The 19,658-nt window shown below is 63.7% G+C and carries 20 protein-coding genes and 1 pseudogene; 6 read left to right on the top strand and 15 right to left on the bottom strand.

What is annotated here, in order from left to right; translation table 11 throughout:
- Positions 1 to 29: 29 nt before the first annotated feature.
- From C8N44_RS20460 to C8N44_RS20405, 12 genes and pseudogenes are all read right to left on the bottom strand, one after another.
- Positions 30 to 1,169, bottom strand: a complete 1,140-nt coding sequence (locus C8N44_RS20460; protein WP_107978621.1) for a Gfo/Idh/MocA family protein — start codon at positions 1,167 to 1,169, stop codon at positions 30 to 32.
- A gap of 7 nt (positions 1,170 to 1,176) precedes the next feature.
- Positions 1,177 to 2,343, bottom strand: coding sequence for an acetyl-CoA acetyltransferase (locus C8N44_RS20455; RefSeq protein ID WP_107978620.1), 1,167 nt, complete (start codon positions 2,341 to 2,343; stop codon positions 1,177 to 1,179).
- A 74-nt stretch (positions 2,344 to 2,417) separates the two neighbouring features.
- Positions 2,418 to 3,344, bottom strand: a complete 927-nt coding sequence (gene kce, locus C8N44_RS20450) for a 3,5-dioxohexanoate:acetyl-CoA acetone transferase (protein ID WP_107978619.1) — start codon at positions 3,342 to 3,344, stop codon at positions 2,418 to 2,420.
- Positions 3,345 to 3,492: 148 nt separating this feature from the next.
- Complete coding sequence (locus tag C8N44_RS20445) at positions 3,493 to 3,951, bottom strand: MaoC family dehydratase (protein ID WP_107978618.1); 459 nt, start codon at positions 3,949 to 3,951, stop codon at positions 3,493 to 3,495.
- A 54-nt stretch (positions 3,952 to 4,005) separates the two neighbouring features.
- Complete coding sequence (locus C8N44_RS20440) at positions 4,006 to 5,307, bottom strand: acetyl-CoA hydrolase/transferase family protein (protein WP_107978617.1); 1,302 nt, start codon at positions 5,305 to 5,307, stop codon at positions 4,006 to 4,008.
- An 8-nt stretch (positions 5,308 to 5,315) separates the two neighbouring features.
- Positions 5,316 to 6,482: an acyl-CoA dehydrogenase family protein gene (locus C8N44_RS20435; protein ID WP_107978616.1), complete on the bottom strand. Its 1,167-nt coding sequence runs from the start codon at positions 6,480 to 6,482 to the stop codon at positions 5,316 to 5,318.
- Between the two features lie 45 nt (positions 6,483 to 6,527).
- The gene (locus C8N44_RS20430) at positions 6,528 to 7,763 is read right to left on the bottom strand and encodes a CaiB/BaiF CoA transferase family protein (protein ID WP_244641155.1); all 1,236 of its coding nucleotides are present in this window, start codon (positions 7,761 to 7,763) and stop codon (positions 6,528 to 6,530) included.
- Positions 7,764 to 8,059: 296 nt separating this feature from the next.
- Complete coding sequence (locus C8N44_RS20425; protein WP_158274114.1) at positions 8,060 to 9,241, bottom strand: MFS transporter; 1,182 nt, start codon at positions 9,239 to 9,241, stop codon at positions 8,060 to 8,062.
- 110 nt (positions 9,242 to 9,351) lie between these two features.
- Positions 9,352 to 10,434, bottom strand: a complete 1,083-nt coding sequence (locus C8N44_RS20420; protein WP_107978613.1) for a TRAP transporter substrate-binding protein — start codon at positions 10,432 to 10,434, stop codon at positions 9,352 to 9,354.
- A gap of 150 nt (positions 10,435 to 10,584) precedes the next feature.
- Positions 10,585 to 10,869, bottom strand: coding sequence for a hypothetical protein (locus C8N44_RS20415; RefSeq protein WP_107978612.1), 285 nt, complete (start codon positions 10,867 to 10,869; stop codon positions 10,585 to 10,587).
- A gap of 433 nt (positions 10,870 to 11,302) precedes the next feature.
- Positions 11,303 to 12,187, bottom strand: a pseudogene (locus C8N44_RS20410) (aldo/keto reductase).
- A 162-nt stretch (positions 12,188 to 12,349) separates the two neighbouring features.
- Entirely contained in the window at positions 12,350 to 12,781 is a 432-nt protein-coding gene (locus tag C8N44_RS20405; RefSeq protein ID WP_210204203.1) for an NAD(P)H-binding protein, read from the bottom strand.
- A 212-nt stretch (positions 12,782 to 12,993) separates the two neighbouring features.
- On the opposite strand from C8N44_RS20405, the gene C8N44_RS20400 reads away from it, so the two are divergent.
- From C8N44_RS20400 to C8N44_RS20390, 3 genes are all read left to right on the top strand, one after another.
- On the top strand, positions 12,994 to 13,977 hold the full coding sequence (locus tag C8N44_RS20400; RefSeq protein WP_107978611.1) for an aldo/keto reductase: 984 nt from the start codon (positions 12,994 to 12,996) through the stop codon (positions 13,975 to 13,977).
- A gap of 82 nt (positions 13,978 to 14,059) precedes the next feature.
- Positions 14,060 to 14,767 (top strand): carboxymuconolactone decarboxylase family protein, encoded by a 708-nt coding sequence (locus C8N44_RS20395; protein WP_107978610.1) that lies wholly within the window; start codon positions 14,060 to 14,062, stop codon positions 14,765 to 14,767.
- The gene (locus tag C8N44_RS20390; RefSeq protein WP_107978609.1) at positions 14,757 to 15,497 is read left to right on the top strand and encodes a RibD family protein; all 741 of its coding nucleotides are present in this window, start codon (positions 14,757 to 14,759) and stop codon (positions 15,495 to 15,497) included. Before C8N44_RS20395 ends, C8N44_RS20390 begins: the two co-directional genes overlap by 11 nt.
- Here the strand turns inward: C8N44_RS20390 and C8N44_RS20385 are convergent.
- Positions 15,466 to 16,359 (bottom strand): LysR substrate-binding domain-containing protein, encoded by an 894-nt coding sequence (locus C8N44_RS20385; RefSeq protein ID WP_107978608.1) that lies wholly within the window; start codon positions 16,357 to 16,359, stop codon positions 15,466 to 15,468. The two genes, C8N44_RS20390 and C8N44_RS20385, sit on opposite strands and share 32 nt — an antisense overlap.
- 143 nt (positions 16,360 to 16,502) lie before the next feature.
- Here C8N44_RS20385 and C8N44_RS20380 point away from each other — a divergent pair, with 143 nt between their 5' ends.
- Positions 16,503 to 17,075 carry a flavodoxin gene (locus C8N44_RS20380; protein ID WP_210204202.1) on the top strand — a complete coding sequence of 191 codons (573 nt, stop codon included), beginning with the start codon at positions 16,503 to 16,505 and terminating at the stop codon, positions 17,073 to 17,075.
- 52 nt (positions 17,076 to 17,127) lie between these two features.
- Here C8N44_RS20380 and C8N44_RS20375 read toward each other — a convergent pair whose 3' ends face one another.
- Positions 17,128 to 17,868, bottom strand: a complete 741-nt coding sequence (locus tag C8N44_RS20375; protein ID WP_107978607.1) for an SDR family oxidoreductase — start codon at positions 17,866 to 17,868, stop codon at positions 17,128 to 17,130.
- 36 nt (positions 17,869 to 17,904) lie between these two features.
- Positions 17,905 to 18,300, bottom strand: coding sequence for a (R)-mandelonitrile lyase (locus C8N44_RS20370; protein ID WP_107978606.1), 396 nt, complete (start codon positions 18,298 to 18,300; stop codon positions 17,905 to 17,907).
- 217 nt (positions 18,301 to 18,517) lie between these two features.
- Here C8N44_RS20370 and C8N44_RS20365 point away from each other — a divergent pair, with 217 nt between their 5' ends.
- Positions 18,518 to 18,979, top strand: a complete 462-nt coding sequence (locus tag C8N44_RS20365) for a cytochrome P460 family protein (protein ID WP_107978605.1) — start codon at positions 18,518 to 18,520, stop codon at positions 18,977 to 18,979.
- Positions 18,976 to 19,650, top strand: coding sequence for a DUF4405 domain-containing protein (locus tag C8N44_RS20360; RefSeq protein ID WP_158274113.1), 675 nt, complete (start codon positions 18,976 to 18,978; stop codon positions 19,648 to 19,650). Before C8N44_RS20365 ends, C8N44_RS20360 begins: the two co-directional genes overlap by 4 nt.
- The last annotated feature ends 8 nt before the right edge of the window (positions 19,651 to 19,658 follow it).

Genomic DNA, 19,658 nt, shown 5'->3' with positions numbered 1-19,658 from the left:
CGCCGCGCGTCGCCGCGCCGACAACGGGATCAGACGTAGGGCAGCGGTCGGTTTGGCGCTGTCACATCCTCCCAGATACGTCCCGCAGAGGCACGCTCCATCGCATCGATCACCCGATGCAGTTCCACCGCATCGTCGAAACTCGGAGCCAGCTGGCTGCCATTGCGGATATCGGCAGCCATCCGGGCATAGAGCTGGGCCACGTTCGCCGGGTAGATATGATCGGGCCAGTCGCCGCCGAACTCGGGCGGCAGCGCGATCTTCGCGAAGGGCGCCTTGGCCCCCTGCCCGCCCTCAAGCGTCAACTGCACCTGCTGCGACCCGCCATGCAGCCCGGTCACCCGCAGGTCGCCCTCGGTACCGTTGATCTCCCAGACGAGACCGGTTTCACCGCGCGGCATGCCACCCCGATAATGCATGACGATAGGCGCGGCCTGCGGACCGATGCGACCGCAAACAGCGATCTGATCGGGCGTATCGAAGGGCACGATCTCTCCGGTTTCGGGCAACAGGATCTGCTTGCGACGATTTTCGATCATCGCGGTCAGAGCAGTGATATCCCCCAGGACGTCACGCACGGCACCGACGGTGTGACCGAAGGGGATCGTCAGCATCGAGGCGCCGTTGCGGTTGTCCAGCAGGTAGGCACGGTTCGCAAAATCCGTATGGGTCGGTCCCCAGCTGCGCCCCTGCGCAGTGATCGTGGCCGAGAGCACCTCGCCCAGGTAGCCATCCTCGATCAGCTTGCGCAGATAGAGCACCTCGGGCGCCACCCGCGCCTGGGTGCCTGCCACACCGATGACGCCTGCGCGGCGCACCATCCCGGCCATTTCCTCGGCCTCGGCCAGGCCATTCCCAAGCGGCCATTCACAGTAGACATGCTTGCCCGCATCGACCGCAGCCCGCACCAGTTCGAGGTGGTAGGGCACGCGCACGGTCACGGCCACCAGGTCGATCTCGGGGGAGCGCGCCAGCGCTTCGACATCGGCGAAGGCGCGGGGAATGCCGAAGGCTTTCGCGGCGGCCTCGGAACTGGCGAGGCTGGTATTGGCGACACCGGCGATCTCGAAATCCTGTTTCAGGAATTCCAGCGCCGGGACATGAGCACGGGCCGCCCAGCTGACACCGGGTTTCAGCCCGACGATGCCCACTCTGATCCTGTTGTTCATACCGCCCTCACTTCGCCCGTTCGAGGATGCTGACGTAATTGGCCACGGCCGCACCGCCCATGTTGAAGATTCCGCCCAGTTCAGGGTCACGGGCCTGGATGTCGCCGGCCTCACCGCAAAGCTGCATCGCGGTCAGCACATGCATCGACACGCCGGTGGCACCGATCGGATGGCCCTTGGCCTTCAGCCCGCCCGACAGGTTCACCGGCAAGCGACCGTCGGGCTGTGTCCAGCCCTCGGCCACGGCGCGCGCGCCCTGCCCCGGCGGGACCAGTCCCATGGCCTCGTATTCGATCAGTTCGGCGATGGTGAAGCAGTCGTGTGTTTCGACAAAGGACAGGTCGTTCAGCGTCAGCCCACCTGCCTCCAACGCCTGCGTCCAGGCCCGGCTGCACCCCTCGAAACGGATGATGTCGCGTTTCGACATGGGCAGGAAATCCTGCACATGTGCAGTCGAACGGAAGGTGACCGCGCGCGGCATCTCGGCAGCGGACGCGCTCTCCATCAGCACCAACGCCGCCGCACCATCGGAAACCAGCGAACAATCGGTGCGCTTCAGCGGGCCCGCAACATGGGGATTCTTGTCGCCCTCGGACCGACAGAAATCATAGCCCAGATCCTTGCGCATCTGCGCATAGGGATTGCCGACGCCATTGCGATGGTTCTTGGCGGCAATCATCGCCAGGGCGTCATCCTGATTGCCATGACGCTGGTAATAGAGCTCGGCGATCTTGCCAAAGACACCGGCAAACCCAGCAGGCGTCTCGCCATCCTCAGGCAGATAGGATGCCTTCAGCAGGTTCATTCCGATCTCGGGGCCCGGGGTGGTTGTCATCTGTTCGACCCCCACCACCAGCACGCAACGCGCCCGGCCCGATTCAATTGCCCGCAGCCCTTGGTGCACTGCCGCCGATCCCGTGGCGCAGGCATTTTCGACCCTGGTCGCAGGCTTGAAACGGAACCCGTCATCCGCCTGGAAGACCAGCGACGCGGTAAAGCTCTGGTCGCAAAAGCCCGCATTGAAATGGCCCAGCAGGACCTCATCGACATCCTCGGCCGCAAGGCCCGCGTGATCCAGCGCGCCACGGGCTACCTGGACGATCAGGCTTTCGACGGTTTCATCCGAATGTTTCCCGAAGGGCGTATGTGCCCAACCCACTATGCTGACGGCCATTGCCTGTCCTCTCATTCTTCAGGTCGTACCGGACGCTGCAAGGCGCCGCGTCCGGTCTTTGCGCGACGAGCGGCTCAGAAGGCCACCTTGTCGCCCCCTTTCAGTGCCAGCATCTCGCGCGCCTCGTCGGACGAGGCGACTTCGAGCCCGAGCCCCTCGATGATCTTCCGCGCGGCACGGACCTGTTCGGCATTGGTCTCTGCCAGTCGTCCCGGCCCGCCCCAGAGCGAATCCTCGAGCCCGACCCGAACGTTGCCACCCTGGGCGGCGGCGATGGCGGCCACCGGCATCTGGTAACGGCCCGCGCCCAAAACGGACCAGGTGTAATCCGATCCAAACAGTCGGTCGGCGGTGCGTTTCATGTGGTAGACGTCATCCGGATGGGCGCCGATGCCGCCCAGCAGACCAAAGACGGTCTGAATGAACAGCGGCGCCTTCACCAGGCCCCGGTCCATGAAGTGGCGCAGCGTATACAGATGCGCCGTGTCATAGCATTCGAATTCGAACCGGGTGCCGCATTCCCCCAGTGTGGTCAGCGCATATTCGATATCCTCGAAGGTATTCTTGAAGAACAACCGCCGGGAATTGTCGAGCATCTCCGGCTCCCAGGGGAACTTCCAATCCTTGTAGCGGTCGAGCATCGGATAGAGACCAAGGTTCATCGTCCCGAGGTTCATCGAAGCCACTTCAGGCTGATAGACGGCGGCGGGCTTCACCCGATCTTCGACCGGCAGCCAAGGCGAACCGCCCGATGTCAGATTGATTACCGCGTTGCTGCGCTGCTTGATGATCGGCAGGAACTCGGCAAAGGCCTCGGGAGTCTGGTCGGGTTGGCCGGTTTCGGGGTTGCGGGCGTGCAGGTGAATGATCGCAGCACCGGCCTCGGCGGCTTCCACGGCGGCATCGGCGATCTCCTGCGGGGTGATCGGCAGATGCGGTGACATCGTGGGGGTGTGGATCGCGCCCGTGACGGCGCAGGTGATGATGACTTTACGTGCCAAGATTTCCTCCCTTGGTATCCTTGCGTCCCGGGAAACCGGGTGTCGGGCCGCTCCGGGGCGTGCCCGTGTTCATTCTGGTGCCGCGCTCCTGCGGCATCATCGTCCTGTGGACCCGCCTTCCTGCGGGCACCGAAGCGATGACGATGCTTCAGCCAGTCGGCTTGCTCATCATCAGCGCCGGGCGCTTGCAGTGGGCGACCAGTTCCTCATGCTGGTTGAAGGCACGGTGCATGAAGGTCACGATGCCCTGCCCTGGGCGCGAGCGGCTCTCCCGCAGCTCCAGCACTTCGGTTTCGGACCGCAGGGTGTCACCGTGAAAAACCGGCTTGGGAAAGCGGCATTCCTCGAAACCGAGGTTGCCGACAGTCGTTCCCAGCGTGGTATCCCCAACCGAAAGCCCCACCATCAGCCCCATGGTGAAGGCGCTGTTGACGATCCGCTGACCGAACTCGGTGTGCTTGCGGCAGTAGTCCTCGTCGATGTGAATCGCCGCGGGGTTGCAGGTTGCCGTTGAAAACCAGACGTTGTCAGCCTCTGTCACAGTGCGGCGGGTCGCGTGCCGGAACACCTGACCGACTTCGAATTCATCAAAATATAGTCCAGCCATCTCGGCCTCTCCTTCCGTTCCTCCCGGCCCCGCCGGGGTCTTGAATTGCGGCGCTCAGCGCGCCTGGTCCATCGCCGTCGCGGCAGGGCTTCGCCCGGTGATGCGATAGTCGTCCCATGTCGCCTGCAGGCGGTCGCGGTCTTCGGGCGCTGCGATCGCGATCAGCGCTTGGGCTCGGGCGTCCATCGAAAGGCCCGCGACCTGCGCGATGCCGAATTCCGAAACCACAGTATCGACATCTGTCTTCGTTCCGGTGACCGAGGCGGGGCTTGTCAGCTGCGAGACGATCCCGGGCGCTACCTTGCCCCCGCCCCGCGCCCGCACCGTCACGATCGAACGCCCCTCGGGGTTCAGCACCGCACCGCGCAGGAAATCCGGAAAGCCTCCGGGTGTCGAGATCAGTCGCCCATTGACCATCTCGGAGTTGATCTGCCCGAAAAGATCTACCTGCAGCGAGGAATTGATCGAGTGAAACAACGGCAGGTCGGCAAGCAGCCGCGGCGCATGGGTCTGGTCGGTGGGGCGGAAGCTGAACCGCGGATTGCGGTGCAGCGCCGCGTAAAGCTCCGCCGTGCCGATGGCGGCGCCGGTAACGATGGGCAGGTCGCGGCGCATCGCGCCGACCGCCTCGAGGCGCAGGACGTTGTCGTCCACCAGCCCCGACACCATGCTCAGCCCCCGGTGCGCGCCCAGCAGCCCCGCAACGGCTTGCGAGACCTTGCCCAGGCCCAGCTGGATCGTCGCCCCGTCCGGCACCAGGCCCGCGACATGGGTGGCAATGGCGCGGGTTACATCGTCCAGCGCACCGCTGTCGATCGGGACCGAAAGCAGGGGTTGATCGACGGAAAACACCGTGTCGAAGCTGCCGAGGGGCAGGACCGTCGGCCCTTCGGTAAAGGGCAGTTCGGGATTCACAACCGCGATCATCCGCCCGACACGATGCCGGAACAGCGGCAGGAAGTCCGTCTGCACCCCAAGTGAGACGCGGCCGCCCTCATCCGGCGGGGAGGTCATGATGACGGCCGCGTCCATGACGACCTCTGTCCCCAGCCAGCGCGCGATGCGCCCATAGCTCCAGGGACAGAGCTCGGCATGCCCGCTGCGCATGTGCTCCCTGATCTCGCGGTTAAGGAAGAAACTGCGACAGCGGCGACCCGTTGCCGGATCGGCATAGGACCGGGTGTTGACCAGCGGGCTGAGGATCGCCGTGACCGTGGCCCCGGCGCCACCCAGCAACCGGGGCAGCGCGGTGATCTCGGCCGCGCAGCCGGAGACGTAGATCTCCTTCGCGCCGACGATCTCCTTTGCCAGCGCCTTGGCAGTTAGGTCCGGGAACTTGCGCAGGGACACGTTCATGGCCAGCCTCAGTAGCTCTTCTTCTGGCCTAGCACGCGCTCGGCGATGTAGGACAGGATGAGCTGTTCGGTGACCGGTGCGATGCGGAAGACGATCACCTCGCGCAGCAACCGTTCAACCTGGTATTCCTTGGCATAGCCGAGGCCGCCATGGGTGAAGACCGCCTGTTCGCAGGCCCGATGCGCCGCACGCGCACCCAGGAACTTGGCCGCATTCGCTTCGGCGCCGCAATGCCTGTCGTTGTCATAGAGCCAGGCCGCCTTCATCGTCATGTTCAGCGCCGATTCCAGATCGATCCAGTTTTCCGCCAGCGGATGCTGGATGCCCTGGTTCTGGCCGATGGGGCGCCCGAAAACGACACGGTCCTGAGCGTAACTCGCCGCCCGCGACAAGGCATCCTGGCCGATCGCGATGGCCTCGGCGGCCACCAGGATCCGCTCGGGATTGAGGCTGTGCAGGATATAGGAAAACCCCTTGCCCTCCTCGCCGATCAGGTCCTCGTCGGGCACGAAGTAGTTGTCGATGAAGGTCGCGTTGGAATCCACCGCGGCGCGGCCCATCTTGGGAATGCGCTTCACCTCGATCTTGGTCTTGTCGAGATCCGTATAGAAAATCGACATGCCGTCGCTCGGCTTCTTGCATTCCTCGATGGGCGTGGTGCGGGCCAGCAGCATGATCTTGTTCGCCACCTGACCGGTCGAGGTCCAGAACTTTCGACCATTGACGATGTAGCCGCCTTCAACCTTCTTTGCGAAGGTCGTGATGCGGGTGGTGTCAAGGCCCGCATCAGGCTCGGTCACCCCAAAGCAGACCTTGTCCTCGCCCGAGACCAACTTGGGGATCCAGCGCTTCTTCTGCTCTTCCGTGCCAAAGACCACGATGGGATGCGGCCCAAAGAGATTGATGTGGATCGACGACACCGCCGCCGAACCGCCACCGTGCTTGCAGGCCTCGTTCATCATGATCGCGGCCTCGGTCACACCTAGTCCGGCGCCGCCGTATTCCTCGGGCATGGTGATGCCCAGCCAGCCGCCATCGGCCATGGCCTGGTGGAATTCGAAAGGAAATTCCGCCTTCTCTTCCTTCATCGACCAGTAGTGGTCATCAAACTGCTGGACGACGGCTGCAACGGCGTCGCGAATAGCGCGGTGATCTTCAGTTTCCTCGAAACTCATTTCTTACCTCGAATGCGTGATGTCAGTGGCGCGGCGGGGCCGCGATCAGAAGGCGCCGCCCCTGGAAAGGGCCGCGAGCTCTTCTTCATCGAGCCCCAGCCAATCGCCGAAGACGTGCCGGTTATCGGCACCGACGGCCTTGCTGGGGATCAGTTCGGCCCGCGCGCTGTCGCCGAAAAACATTGGCCCGGCGGGCAGGACGACCTCGCCCAGCTCCGGATGTTCAAGCCGCTTGAGCGTGCCGCGGGCATGCATGTGCGGATCGTTGACGACCTCGTCGATCTCGCGGACCGGGGCGCAGGGAATACGCCGCGCGGTCAGCACCTCGACCAGCGCCGCCTTGGTGAAACCCGATGTCCAACCGCCAATCAGCGCATCGAGTTCGTCGATATTGTCGACACGGTGCTGCAGGTCACTGAACCGATCCACCCCGATCAGGTCTTCGCGGTGCATGGCCGAAAGCAACGATTCCCAGTGCCTTTCGCTGACACAGAGCAGCGCCACGTGCCCGTCCGAGCAGGGGTAGACATTGTAGGGGGCCTCGGCCATGCCGCCGTGGCGGTTGCCGGTCCTGGGCGGGTTCTCACCCGAGCCATAATAGAGCCCAAGGGTGGAGCTGAGCGAAGGGTAGACCGACTCGAGCATCGAGACCTCGACATGCATCCCCTTGCCGGTCACCGCCTTGTTGTAGAGCGCCGTCATCACGGCGCCGTAAAGATGGATGCCACCGAAGAAATCGCACAATGCCGGTCCCGCCTTGACCGGCGGACGATCGGGGAAGCCCGTCGACGCCATCACACCCGACATCGCCTGGATCGTCAGATCCATGGCCAGCATGTCGCGGTTCGGGCCGGAGCTGCCGTAACCGGTGCCCGAGGCATAGACGAGGCCCGGGTTCACCTCTTTCAAAACATCGTAGCCAAGACCCAGCCGATCCATGGCACCGGGCGCAAAGTTTTCCAGCAGGATGTCGGCTTTCTGCACCATCTTCTTGAGCAACTCGACGCCCTCTGCGGACTTCAGGTTGAGGGTGATGAACTCCTTGTTGGAATTGAGCATGGCGAAGGGCAGCATGGCCCCGCCAACGGTGCCGCGCCGGCGCATCTTCTCGCCGCCCACCGGTTCAACCTTGATGACTCGGGCCCCGGCCATGGCCATCAGGAACGTTGCATACGGACCGTTATAGATCTGGCCGAGATCGATGACCGTCACGCCCTCCAACGGCCTGTTGGCCACCGCCTGGACCTGCTCCATCGGCAATGTATCCGCGGATTGCGGCATCTTGAGCCTCCCTTGTCTCCTCGATGCAGGTCAGCCCGGTACCTCCTCCGACCGCCTGCGCATCCCTGGCGCGGCCGTCCAAGACTCGCCACTCCAATATGGACTGACCATTTCTCGCATCATGCGGGCAGCCCTGTAAAGCCGAATTCGACAGTGCCCCAGAAAGAAGAATATTTTCTATTATAATACAGTGAGTTATGGATACTGCTTACAGTACAAATCGGCCCATCCGTCAGAGCACACGGGCACGAAATCACGGCCTAAAGGGGGAGCGATCCGTTTGCAGCGAAGAAGGATCAATGCGGATTGCGTGGCAAGACAGCCAGCGCCACGCCCACCCCCAGGCCGCACAGGATCGCGGTAGCGGTGATGATCGCGCTCCAGCCGCCACTGTCATAGGCCATGCCCGCCAGATAACCCGAAATGGCCGAGCCCATGTAGTAGCAGAACATGTAAAGCGAAGCGGCATAGGCCGGGTCGACTTCACGCTGGCGACCCAGGGTCGCGGTCGCCGAACTGTGTCCAGCGAAGGCACCGAGCGCGATCAACATGATGCCAAGGAAAAGCACGGGAATGGAGCGCGTCAGCGTCACCAACGACCCCGTCAGCAGCAGGAAAAAGGCCAGGCTGGTCATCACGCGCGGGCCAAGCCGATCATAGAACATACCAAAGATCGGCACCATGAAGACCCCGAGCGCCAGCGGCAGGAAACTGAGCGTGAGACTGGATTGCGACAGTCCGAAACGTGGCGACGATAGCTCAAACGGCAGGTAGTTGAAGATGGCGACGAAGCTGCTCATCGCAAAGAAACCCAGCAGATAGATGCTGGCGGCACGCGGATTGCACAATGCCTGCCCCAGCCCGGCCAGGTCGAGCCGCCCTGGAGGCCGCGCCGCATCCCCCACCACGGGTTTCGGAAAGGCCACGAGCAGGATCAGCCCGAAGGCCAGCGCCACCGCGCCAATCCCCAGCAACGAGGCGCGATAGCCGAAGGGTTCGGTCAACAGACCCGCGATCAACCGCCCCAGTAGCCCGCCCGCACCGGTGCCCGCAATGTACCAGGACATGGCCCGCCCCATCCGCTCGGCCGGGATCTCGGCCGCCAGGTAGCCCACCACCGCCGCCGGGATCACCCCGGCCAAGAGACCGAAAACGGTCCGCCCCGCCACTACGCCCGCCCACCAGGGCGACATCCAGACGCCCATGTTCACCACACCGGACGCCAGCACTGCCAGCGGCAGCACCTTCGCCGCCGGAAACCGCCGCCCCAGCCAGAGCATCGCGATCGAAGAGACCGCCAGCATCAACGAGGGCAAGGAGATGGTCAGCGCGCTGGCAGCCGGTGTGACACGATAGTCCGCCGCCACCAGGTGTAGCAGTGGCTGAGGAGAGTAAAGCACCGCAAAGCTGACCAGCCCCGTGGTGAAAGCCGCCACCAGGATCGAGCGGATTCGGATCCGCTCTGCCTGGTTCGCCATTCCACATTCCGTCATGTCCTGCCTCCCCTGATGGCGGCCGCCAGCGGCAAGCCGACCGAACGGCGGCCCCGGCCCGTCGGCCGGGACAACCAAATGCCAGATCTGTCGCGTTACTCGGCCAGCGCCGCGCGATAGGCGTCATAGGTCTCCTGCGCCGGCAGGCCCCGTTCGGACAGCCGCGAAATGAATCCCTCGGCAACCGGTGCCATGGCCTCCAGCATGGCTTGCTGCATCTCGGCCGGGAATTCATAGACTGCGATCCCCATCCCCGAGAGCTCTTCCTTCAGCGTCTCGTTTTCTGCATCCAGATAGGCGGCAACGTCGCGCTCCACCTGCAGGCCGCATTGATCGAAGACCTGCTGCACGTCGTCGGGCAGCGCCTCGTAGGTCGGCATCTCCATCGCCAGCAGCGTCGCGAAAGAGCCGAATTGCCCGTTGGTGCTGACCCCTTTCACGACCTCCTCCAGGTGATAGGGCTTGATGCTCGAAATCGCCGAGAGCGCCCCGTCCACCACACCGTTCTGGAAGGCCACATAGACATCCGACGAAGGCATCTCGGTCGCCGAGGCTCCCAGCGTGTTGACCGTCAGTGTCAGCGCGCCGCCAGAGGATCGGATGACCTTGCCCCGCAGCCCCTCGAGGCTGGTGATCGGTCCCGATCGGGTGACCAACTGGTAGACCGGCAGCAGGCTGACGATCAGCGGATGCACATCGTTGTCGGTGTATTCGGCCTTCAGCACCGTGTTCTCGTCCAGCATATGACGGTATGCCCCCACCATCTCGACCGATGTGCCCCCCATGTCGGGCAGCATCGACACGCCATTCAGCGGCAGCCGGGTCGTTTCGTAACCGACCGAAATCGTCGAGACATCCGTCAGACCGCCATGCATGGCGTCAATGGATTCCGCGAATTTCACGATCTGGCCGCTGGGATAGTTCTGGAAGGTGTAGTCGCCACCGGTGCCCTCGGTGACGCAGGCCATCCAAGGGTCGATGATTTGGGTGGACCAGTAATGGTTCGGGTTGAAGCCATGCGCAAGCGTCAGACTCTCCGCCGTGCCTGCCGAGGCCGTCAGGGCGAACAGGGCGAGGGCTGTTGCCCCGGCACCCGCGCTTCGGCGAAAACGGGCCTGCCCGGCCATCGTGTCGTGCCGTCCGTCATCTGCCATCGTCGCATTTTTCGGCGTCCTCATCTTGGTCTCCTCCTACCAATGAATTGTCGTCCGGATAGGGACGCGACGGCAGCTCTCCTCCCTGCCACCGGTCCGCTTCGTTGTACTGCGCCCCTCTCTCCAGGGCGCTGCGCCCAAGATTGGAATGCGCTGCTTGGGTGCTTAATGGTTCTACCTTTTTGCCTTGCAGGTCAACAAAATGATCGGACCAATACTGTCTAGGCGACGACCGCATAGGGCCTGGATGGTTTCATCTTTTAACTTCAGTAAGATGCGGCGCTTACCGCAAGGTTTTGCCGTCAACCTTGGGTCGAAGGTAGCGAGGTTTTCGTCGAAAACGATGGCAGGATTGACCGGCAGGGGCGCGATGCGGATGCCCAGATCGACGTCGCCGCCGAGAGTCGTGCGCGCTGTCACCGGGTTCAGAATGCGGCCCGCGTCGCAGGCAGATCTCACTCGTGCCGATCTTCTCGCCTTGGCGGCCTTGGGCGGAGGGGCCCGAGGGGTTGGTGGCGTCGATGATCAGCTTGCTCTTCATCTCTGCCGCGTCGTGCTCCAGCCGTTCGGGGGGGAGAGAGAATGGCCCGGTAGCCGGCAGCGGCCAGCGCCCGTCCAACCGTTTCTCCGAGCGACCCGGGACCGATCACATTAATGGAGGGCAGTGCGGCGCCGTCATGTTCGAAATCCATCAGGGTCCTGCTCCTAATAATGATCAGCGCCGGTCTCCCGCCGTCTTATAGACCTAACGATGATTTTCGTGGCCTGTGTCAGTATCCGCTAAATCCAGCATGGGTTGTCAGGTGGCGCATGAGTAATCATGTAACCCGCCCTACCGGAGATGCGGCGGGGCAGGTTTGGGATGCTTGGTCTTTAACCACAGACGGAGAGATCAGTCTGGGATCGCGAAGCTGTAGGTCTTGGTGCTGATCGTATCCGGGTCCGGACCACCGCGCTTGCCTGTATCGAGGGCGGAGATCAGCGCGACTTCCTTCTCCGTCAGGGAGAAGTCGAAAACGTCGATGTTTTCCGCGATCCGGTGCGGCTTGTCCGATTTCGGGATGGCAGAGTGGCCAAGCTCGACCTGCCAGCGCAGGATGACCTGGGCGGTGGTCTTGCCATGGGCTTAGGCTATCTCGACGATGGTCAGGTGCGTCAGGGGGTCACCCTCGGGCTTGGGGTCCTCGGTGAAGTAGCGGGTCACGCCACCGATGGGAGACCAGGCCTGGGTCAGGATGTCGTGTTCGCGGTGGAAGGCGGCGAGGGGTGCGTTGGTTAAGAACGGGTGCAGCTCAACCTGTTTGGTGGCGGGCACCACGCCCGTGGCGTCGATGACGGCCTTGATCTGGTCGATGGAGAAGTTCGACACGCCGATGGCGCGGGCACGGCCAGAGGCAGCGATTTCCGTCATGGCCTTGAAGGCGCCCAGAGTACGCTCGAACTCTTCGGTGGCCGGCTGGTGCAGCAGGTAGCGGTCGACGTAGTCCATGCCGAGCTTGCGCAGCGAGCGGTCGAAGCCGTGCATCGCGCCGTCATAGGTGTAGTCGGAAATCCAGAGCTTGCTCTCGATGAAGACGTCCTCGCGGGCCAGGCCCGAGGCGCGGAAGGCTTCGCCGACTTGCTCTTCGTTCATGTAGGCCGCGGCGGTGTCCACGTGGCGATACCTGGCTTCGAAGGCCGCTTTCACGGCTTCGACGGTCTCTTCCGGAGCGGCGCGGTAGACGCCGAAGCCGATGGCGGGAATGTCCGCACCGGTGTTCAGTTTGAAGGTCTGCATGTCTTTACTCCAGGTTCACTTCTTGTGAATGCCAAGGCTTTCGCGGCTTGCTAGGCCCGGGTTGGTGGCCAGTTTCACGACCATGTCGGCCACGCTGCGGCGAGAGACATAGGCGTCCGGGTTCTTGAACGGCTCGTTCCGGGTGGTCGTCCCGTAGGAAATCTATGCCTTGTCGTTCAGCCAGGCGGGACGCAGGATCGTATAATCTAGGTCGCTGTGCGCGATGACCTCAGCTGCGTGGCGGTAGGGGTCCAGGATGGATCCGTAGCTTTCGCCGGGAACCTCGTCATGGATACCCATGGAGAGGATGAAGATCAGCCGTTTGACGCCGGCGGCGTCCATGGCGGAGGTGATCGCCCGGGCCTGCTGCGGCAGGTTACCGGAGAGGTTGGCATAGACTACGTCCTGCCCGGCCATGGCGCGGGTCAGCAAAGCTTCATCCGTGGCGTCGCCTATGATCACGCGGTGTTCGATGTCGCCTCGTGCGGGACGGCGCTGGTACAGGGTGAGGGTGCAGTCGGTCCGGTCCTCGAAGAGGCCAATGGCCTCACGGGCGATCCCGCCGGTTGCACCGATGATCAGAATGTTCGTCATGGGCTTTTCCTCTTGCTGACGCAGAAGGTAACGCAGTGAGGTCCATGCGATTAGAGATATGATGCGGCAAGGGCTCATGCGCGTGGCGCATTAATGAGGCACTTGCATAAGCGCTTGCGGTATTCGCCAGCTAATCAGATATCTCGCAATGGCTACCTTCTGACCGGGAGACCCCCAGGGGTCCCCTAAGCATTCCATGAAAGGAGATAGCCATGAAGACGCGCAAACTCGGCGAGCGGGGCCCGGAGGTCTCGGCCATCGGTCTCGGCTGCATGGGGATGAGCTTTTCCTACGGCGACATTCCCGATCCCAAGGACATGATCCCGGTTCTGCGCGATGCGCATGATGCCGGCGTGACCTTTTTCGACACGGCCGAGATTTACGGCCCCTACAGCAACGAACGTCTGGTGGGTGAGGCTCTCGCTCCGGTGCGCAATGAGGTTGTCATCGCCACGAAGTTCGGTTTCCGCATTTCCAACGACGGCACGGTGGAGGGTGCCTCTTCAGATCCCAAGCGGATACGCGAGGTTTGCGAGAACTCCCTGTCGCGGCTGCGCACCGATGTGATCGACATCTTCTATCAGCACAGGGTCGACCCCAATGTGCCGATCGAGGACGTTGCGGGCACCGTCAGGGACCTGATCGCCGAGGGCAAGGTGAAGCATTTCGGTCTGTCCGAAGCGGGCGCTGACACAGTCCGCCGGGCCCATGCCGTGCAGCCGGTGACGGTGCTGCAGAGCGAATATTCCCTCTGGACCCGTCAGCACGAACAGACCGTCATGCCGGTCTGCGAGGAGCTGGGCATCGGCTGGGCCGCCTATTCGCCCCTGGGCAAGGGCTTCCTGACCGGCAAGGCGCCGAAGGCGGACGAGATCAAGGACAGTGATTTCCGCAAGTCCCTGCCGCGCTACCAGCCGGAGGCGATGGCGCATAACCAGGCGCTGGTCGATCTGCTGACAGGCATCGCGGCCGATCACGAAGCCACCCCGGCGCAGGTTGCCCTTGCCTGGATTCTGGACCGCAAGCCCTGGATCGTTCCGATCCCCGGCACCACCAAGCTGTCCCGTGTAAAGGAAAACAACGGCGCGGCCAACCTAGTTCTGAGCACGGACGAACTCGGCTCGATCAACGCTGCGGCCGCCAAGGTAGAAGGCACCCGCTATACGGAGGCGCTGGAAGCCACCACTGGTCTCTGAGCCCCTGTCCTTCCGATGCGCCCCGGCCCTACTCCGGGGCGCGTCCCCGACCCCAGAAATAGACAGAAGTTAAGGAAACCGCATGCCCGAAGAATTTCCGCGCGTCGCCCCCGCGATGATCTACGACACCACGCCCGGCCTCGGGGCCTTTACGGACCGGGTGCTGTTCGGGCGCGTCTGGCCATCGGACGCCCTGACGCAGCGCGACCGGTCGCTGCTGACCATCTCGGCGCTGATCGCGGGCGGCAAGGTCCCGCAGCTGGGCAGCCACTCGGCACGCGGTCTGGACAATGGGCTGCTGCCCGAGGAGCTGGCGGAGATTACCCTGCAACTGGCGATCTACACGGGCTGGCCGAATGCCATGTCCGCCGCCGCGGAACTGCGCAAGGTTTTCGACGAGAGGGGCGTGGCGCAGGTGACGCAGAGCCCGTCACCCAAGCTGGACCTGCCCGCAGAGGCCGAAGCTGCCCGCGCCGCCATCGTGGACAAGAACGTCCGCCCGACCGCGCCGTTGCTGGCCGACCTGACCGACGAGGCCCTGTTCGGTGATCTATGGCGCCGCCCGGACCTGAGCCCGCGTGACCGTTCGCTCGCCACGGTTGCCGCGCTGGTCATGATCGGCCAACCCGAACAGCTTCCGTTCCACATGAACCGCGCGCTCGACAACGGCCTGACCGAAGAGCAGGCCGGTGCCGCCCTGGCCCACCTGGCCTTCTACGCCGGTTGGCCGCGAGCCATGTCCGCGGTGCCCGTCCTGAAACAGATCCTGGAGCAGAGAAATGGCAACTGACACCAACTCTCCGCCCCCGAATTCGAGGCCCCGCGTCATCTGCCACATGGTCACCGGACTGGACGCCCGGGTCGACGTATCCAGCTGGTGCGCCACGGAAGGCGTCGAGCGGAGCGACCAGACTGACCTCTACTACGAGCTGATGCGGGGTTTCGGCGCCCGTGGCTATATCGTGGGGCGGGTGACAATGGCCCCCTATGCGACGGGCATGGCGGAGGATCCCGGCGGCGCTGCCCCGGCCCGCCGCCTGCACCTGGGCGTCAACCGTGATCTGCCGCTGGCGGTCGTGCTGGACCCCTCTGGCAAGCTGCACTGGGAAAGCGGTGTCCTGGACGGGGAACATCTTGTCATGGTGCTGGGCCCGGACGTGCCGGACGGCCACCTCCGCGAGCTTGCTTCGCGCAGCATCTCCTACCTGGTCTCTCCGACGCAGCGGATCGACCCGGACTGGCTTCTGGCAGAGCTGGCCGAGCATTTCGGCGCGACGCTGATGCTGGTCGAGGGCGGCGGTGTCATCAACGGCCTCTTCCTGGAGGCCGGGTTGATCGATGAGTTCAGCCTGCTGATGATCCCCGCGCTTGATGGCCGCGAAGGCGCACGCAACCTCGTGGAGACCAGCCGTTCGATGACCGAGCTGAAGCTGAGCCTAAAAAGCGTCGAGGCGCTGGAGCATCAGGCGGTGCACCTGCGCTACGCGGTCAATCGCGATACCTCAGTGCGCGTAGGATGAGCTGGAAGGCGGGCGAGGCCTGCCGCCGCGACGGGTAGTACATGTGGTAACCTGGGAAGGGCGGCGAGAAATCCTTGAGCACGGCTTCCAGCCGCCCGTCCTGCAGGTGGCTGTTCAAATGGTAATCTGGCAGGCAGCATAGCCCCCGCCCGTCGAGGCAGGCCTGCACGATCACATCCACGTCATTGCTGGTCAGCTGGCCCTCGACCCGCACGTTCAGGGGTTTGCCATCCCGCTCGTATTCCCACGCGTAGAGCCCGCCGAGTGTGGGCAGGCGCAGGTTGATGCAATTGTGCTCGGTCAGGTCGTGGGGCGTCTCGGGGCGGCCATGAGCGGCGAAATACTCCGGCGCTCCCACGGTCAGCATCCGCAGGTCAGGGCCGATCCGCACCGCGATCATGTCCTTCTCGACGCTTTCGCCCAGCCGGACTCCTGCGTCGAAGCGTTCTTCGACGATGTCCACCATACGCTGCTCAACGTTGATCTCCAGCTCAACGTCCGGATGTTCGGCCAGCACCGGGTTCAGCCGAGGCCAGAGGATCTCGGTCGCGGCATGGCGCGAGGTGGTGAGCCGGACGAGGCCCGCAGGCTTGGCACGCATCTCGTTCAGGCTGGAAAGCCGCGCCTCGATATCGTCGAAGGCCGGGCGCAGGGTCTCGGCCAGCTGCTCCCCTGCCAGCGTGGGCGAGACGTTGCGCGTGGTCCGCGTCAGCAGGCGCAGGTCGAGCCGCTCCTCCAGCCGCTTCACCGTGTGGCTGAGCGAGCTCTGAGAGGTGCCCAGACGGGCCGCGGCGCGGGTGAAGCTCCGCTCTTCGCAGACCGCCAGAAAGGCCATGAGGTCACCCAGTTCGTCCCGCTTCAATGATGAATGTCCTTCATAAAGGTATCCGGTCTGATCTTTCTTATCTGAATAAATCGTTCACTTACATGATGGTCAAGATGGAGGCTGCCTGATCACCCAATGCTGATCGCCATGGACGCCCTGCCGACCGAAAGGAGACCACCATGCCGTCCTTACCCTTCTCGCGCCGGCTCATGCTTGCGGCGCTCACGCTGCTACCGCTGGCGAGCCGTACCAGGGCACAAGATAGCACTGCCGCATTGGACATTTCTGGCCGCGTACTGGTCGTGCTCTACACCCGCAGCCACAACAGTCGCATCCCGGCGGAATTGGTGCGCCGCCGGACCGGCGGCGACCTCTTCGAGATCCGCACCAGAAACCCCTACCCGATCGACTATTTCGAAACGGTGGAGCAAGTGACACGCGAACGTGAGGCCGACTATCGCCCGCCACTCGCCGGAGACGTGGCGGATATCGCAGGATATGACACGATTGTCCTCGCCTTTCCAATCTGGGGCGGCAGCCTGCCGCCGCCGGTTCGCAGCTTCCTCGACGCCCATGACCTCGGCGGCAAGCGGTTGGTGCCCATGATCTGCCACGGCGGCTATGGCCCGGGCGAGGCGATGGCGCTGCTGCACGCTGCTGCTCCAGAGGCGGAGGTTACCGCTCCCTTTGTCATGGAAGGCGAACAGGAGCGCCGGGTGGTGAACCGCGTGGATGATTGGTTGGGCGGCTGACGGCAGAACAGAGAAAGGGGCGCCCCGAGGACGCCCCTTCTGAACTGTTATCTTACATGTCCTGCTTGGTCGGGCGGAACAGGATCTCGTTGATGTCCACGTCAGCAGGCTGGCTCAGTGCAAAGAGCACAGCGCGGCCAAAGCTGGAGGCTGGGATCGCCTGATCTTCGTAGAACCCCGCGATGGCTTCATGCACGCCCTCGGCCTTGACCGAACCGGGCAGTTCCGTGTCCACGGCACCTGGCGACAGGATCGTGGTGCGCAGGGGGCCGTATTGCTTGACCTCCTGCCGCAGGGCCTCGGCAATCGCACGCACGCCGAACTTGGTGGCGCAATAGACGGCGCCGGCCGGATTGATTACATGGCCCGCAACCGAAGAGACGAAGAGGTTCTGGCCAAAGCCCTGCTCCTGCATGATCGGTAGCACCGCCCCGATCCCGTAGAGCACCCCTTTCAGGTTCACGTCAATGCACTGGTCCCACTCGTCAACGCGCTTCATCGCAAGCGGAGCCAGCGGCATGACCCCCGCGTTGTGCAGCATGGCGTCAATCTTGCCCCACTTGGACTTGGCGTCGGCGACAAAGGCCTCGACCTCGGTCTGCCTGGTCACGTCGACCGCAAAGGCGGAAGCGTTTTCCGGGCCCAGTTCGGCCACCAGTTCCTTCAACCGGTCCATCCGCCGCGCGCCGAGGGCGACCTTGGCACCCTGAGCGACCAGTTGGCGCGCGGTTTCCGCGCCGAGGCCCGAGCTCGCGCCGGTGATGACGACGACTTTGTTGTTCAGATCTTCCATTGTCTTGTCCTTGTTCGTTCCATGTCGGTCCGACTGTCAGCCGAGGTAGTCCTCGTCCGAGACATGCTCGGCCCAGTCCGTCGAGCGCCCGTCGAGGCTCTCTGCAATCGCGACGTGGCTCATCGCCTTGGTGTCGCTGGCGCCATGCCAGTGGCGTTCATTCGGGGCGAACCAGACGGTGTCCCCAGCCAGCACCTCCTGCTTGGGTTCGCCTGCCTTCTGCACCCAACCGCGGCCGCTGAGGATATAGAGCAGCTGCCCCGCAGGATGGCTGTGCCAAACGGTCCGCGCCCCGGCAGAGAAGGTCACGATGGCCGAGCCGGTGCGACCGGGGGCCTCTGCCTCGAAATACTGGTCGACGCGCACATCGCCGGTGAAGGTCTTGGCCGGGCCGACACCCGAGGGCTGTTCTGCATTTCTGAGGATCTTCATGACCGTCTCCTTGGTTGCGTTGACACTGATATACGCCGCCTTGGTGATATGATTAGTCGCTGGATCGGTATTGCTTTGATGCTGGAAATTCATGGGTGGCCAGGTGGGCACCACTCAATGCTCATGAACTAAGCGCAGATTATGCCCCGTCGCCGATAAGCTCTATCGGTCCCAGCAATCTTATCGATGGCAGTGGAACGCCAATTAGGGATACTCCATGACGCTCGCTCGGGCCCTGCTGCCGACCACCTTCGCCGCCGTTACCGCCACCGCCGTTCTGGCAGAACCGAACCGCGTCCGCTTTCCGACCGACGAGATGATCGCGGAATTGGAACACTACACGACCGTGACCCGCGGCAATGTCACCGAGTACATGTACACCTCGCCAGAGGCACTCTCTGCCATCCGCGAGGGCACCCAGGTGCCCGACGGCACCCAGGTGATCCTGCAGGACTGGCGCGAGGGCGAGGTCTATCGCCTCTTTGTGATGGAAAAGGGCGAAAACTGGGGCGCCGACTACGACGAGTCCAGCCGCGCCGATGACTGGCAGTTCCAGTGGTACTGGCCCGATGGCACGGTCAACATGGACGAGAATACCGGTCGATGCCGCTCCTGCCACATGTCGCGCGAGGATCGGAACTTCATGTTCACCTACAACGACGCGCGTCGCTTCGAATGAGCCGCTGGAAGCGACCCGGCACGCGGTTGTGGCTGGCCCTTCTGACTCTGGCGCTGCTGGTCTTCTGTTTTGCCTATTGGTGGCTGGGCAATCTTGCCCATGAGATCGCCGGCACCGTTATGCTGCTGGCGCTGTCGCGGCATATACTGAACAACCGTTTCTGGTGGCGTCAGCTGCGCGCCGGTCGCTGGACGGCAGAGCGGGCCGTGACCACGGCCCTGACCCTCCTCGTTGCGCTCGACGTGCTGGTCCTGCTGGGCACCAGCCTCGCCATCTCGCAATCCCTTCTGGCAGCACTGCCCCGCCCTGCCCTCTTCACCCTGCGCGAAGTGCATTGGTTCGCGGCCTACTGGCTGATCCCACTGGCCGCGCTGCACCTCGGGCTGAACACCGGGCGGATCGGGCGATTGCTGCGACAGGTCGGCCTGCCCGCGACACCGCGGGCGCTGCGGCTGGGGCTATGCGCGTTGCTTTGCCTCGTCGCACTGCAAGGGCTGGCCAGTGGCGGGCTTTTGGGGCTCTGGCCCCGGCTCGGCTTTCGCTACAGCCTTGCCATGTGGGACTTCAACGCGGCGGTCTGGCCCTTCTTCCTGCACTGGGGCGCTGTGATCGGCCTCTTTGCGGGCATCGGGCTGGTGCTTGCAAGCGCCACCCGGCGACAGGCCCGGTAGTCCGCACA

It is taken from the genome of Allosediminivita pacifica, from assembly GCF_003054175.1.
In the GTDB taxonomy this organism is placed as follows: Bacteria; Pseudomonadota; Alphaproteobacteria; order Rhodobacterales; family Rhodobacteraceae; genus Allosediminivita; species Allosediminivita pacifica.
The sequence above is the reverse complement of the archived record's forward strand: the minus strand, read 5'-3'. Positions and strand labels throughout refer to the sequence as shown.

Coding starts and splice junctions, on each gene's coding strand:
- C8N44_RS20460 (WP_107978621.1), bottom strand. CDS start 1,169: ATGAACAACAGGATCAGAGTGGGCATCGTCGGGCTGAAACCCGGTGTC.
- C8N44_RS20455 (WP_107978620.1), bottom strand. CDS start 2,343: ATGGCCGTCAGCATAGTGGGTTGGGCACATACGCCCTTCGGGAAACAT.
- C8N44_RS20445 (WP_107978618.1), bottom strand. CDS start 3,951: ATGGCTGGACTATATTTTGATGAATTCGAAGTCGGTCAGGTGTTCCGG.
- C8N44_RS20440 (WP_107978617.1), bottom strand. CDS start 5,307: ATGAACGTGTCCCTGCGCAAGTTCCCGGACCTAACTGCCAAGGCGCTG.
- C8N44_RS20435 (WP_107978616.1), bottom strand. CDS start 6,482: ATGAGTTTCGAGGAAACTGAAGATCACCGCGCTATTCGCGACGCCGTT.
- C8N44_RS20430 (WP_244641155.1), bottom strand. CDS start 7,763: ATGCCGCAATCCGCGGATACATTGCCGATGGAGCAGGTCCAGGCGGTG.
- C8N44_RS20425 (WP_158274114.1), bottom strand. CDS start 9,241: ATGGCGAACCAGGCAGAGCGGATCCGAATCCGCTCGATCCTGGTGGCG.
- C8N44_RS20420 (WP_107978613.1), bottom strand. CDS start 10,434: ATGAGGACGCCGAAAAATGCGACGATGGCAGATGACGGACGGCACGAC.
- C8N44_RS20405 (WP_210204203.1), bottom strand. CDS start 12,781: ATGACGAACATTCTGATCATCGGTGCAACCGGCGGGATCGCCCGTGAG.
- C8N44_RS20400 (WP_107978611.1), top strand. CDS start 12,994: ATGAAGACGCGCAAACTCGGCGAGCGGGGCCCGGAGGTCTCGGCCATC.
- C8N44_RS20395 (WP_107978610.1), top strand. CDS start 14,060: ATGCCCGAAGAATTTCCGCGCGTCGCCCCCGCGATGATCTACGACACC.
- C8N44_RS20390 (WP_107978609.1), top strand. CDS start 14,757: ATGGCAACTGACACCAACTCTCCGCCCCCGAATTCGAGGCCCCGCGTC.
- C8N44_RS20380 (WP_210204202.1), top strand. CDS start 16,503: ATGCCGTCCTTACCCTTCTCGCGCCGGCTCATGCTTGCGGCGCTCACG.
- C8N44_RS20375 (WP_107978607.1), bottom strand. CDS start 17,868: ATGGAAGATCTGAACAACAAAGTCGTCGTCATCACCGGCGCGAGCTCG.
- C8N44_RS20370 (WP_107978606.1), bottom strand. CDS start 18,300: ATGAAGATCCTCAGAAATGCAGAACAGCCCTCGGGTGTCGGCCCGGCC.
- C8N44_RS20365 (WP_107978605.1), top strand. CDS start 18,518: ATGACGCTCGCTCGGGCCCTGCTGCCGACCACCTTCGCCGCCGTTACC.
- C8N44_RS20360 (WP_158274113.1), top strand. CDS start 18,976: ATGAGCCGCTGGAAGCGACCCGGCACGCGGTTGTGGCTGGCCCTTCTG.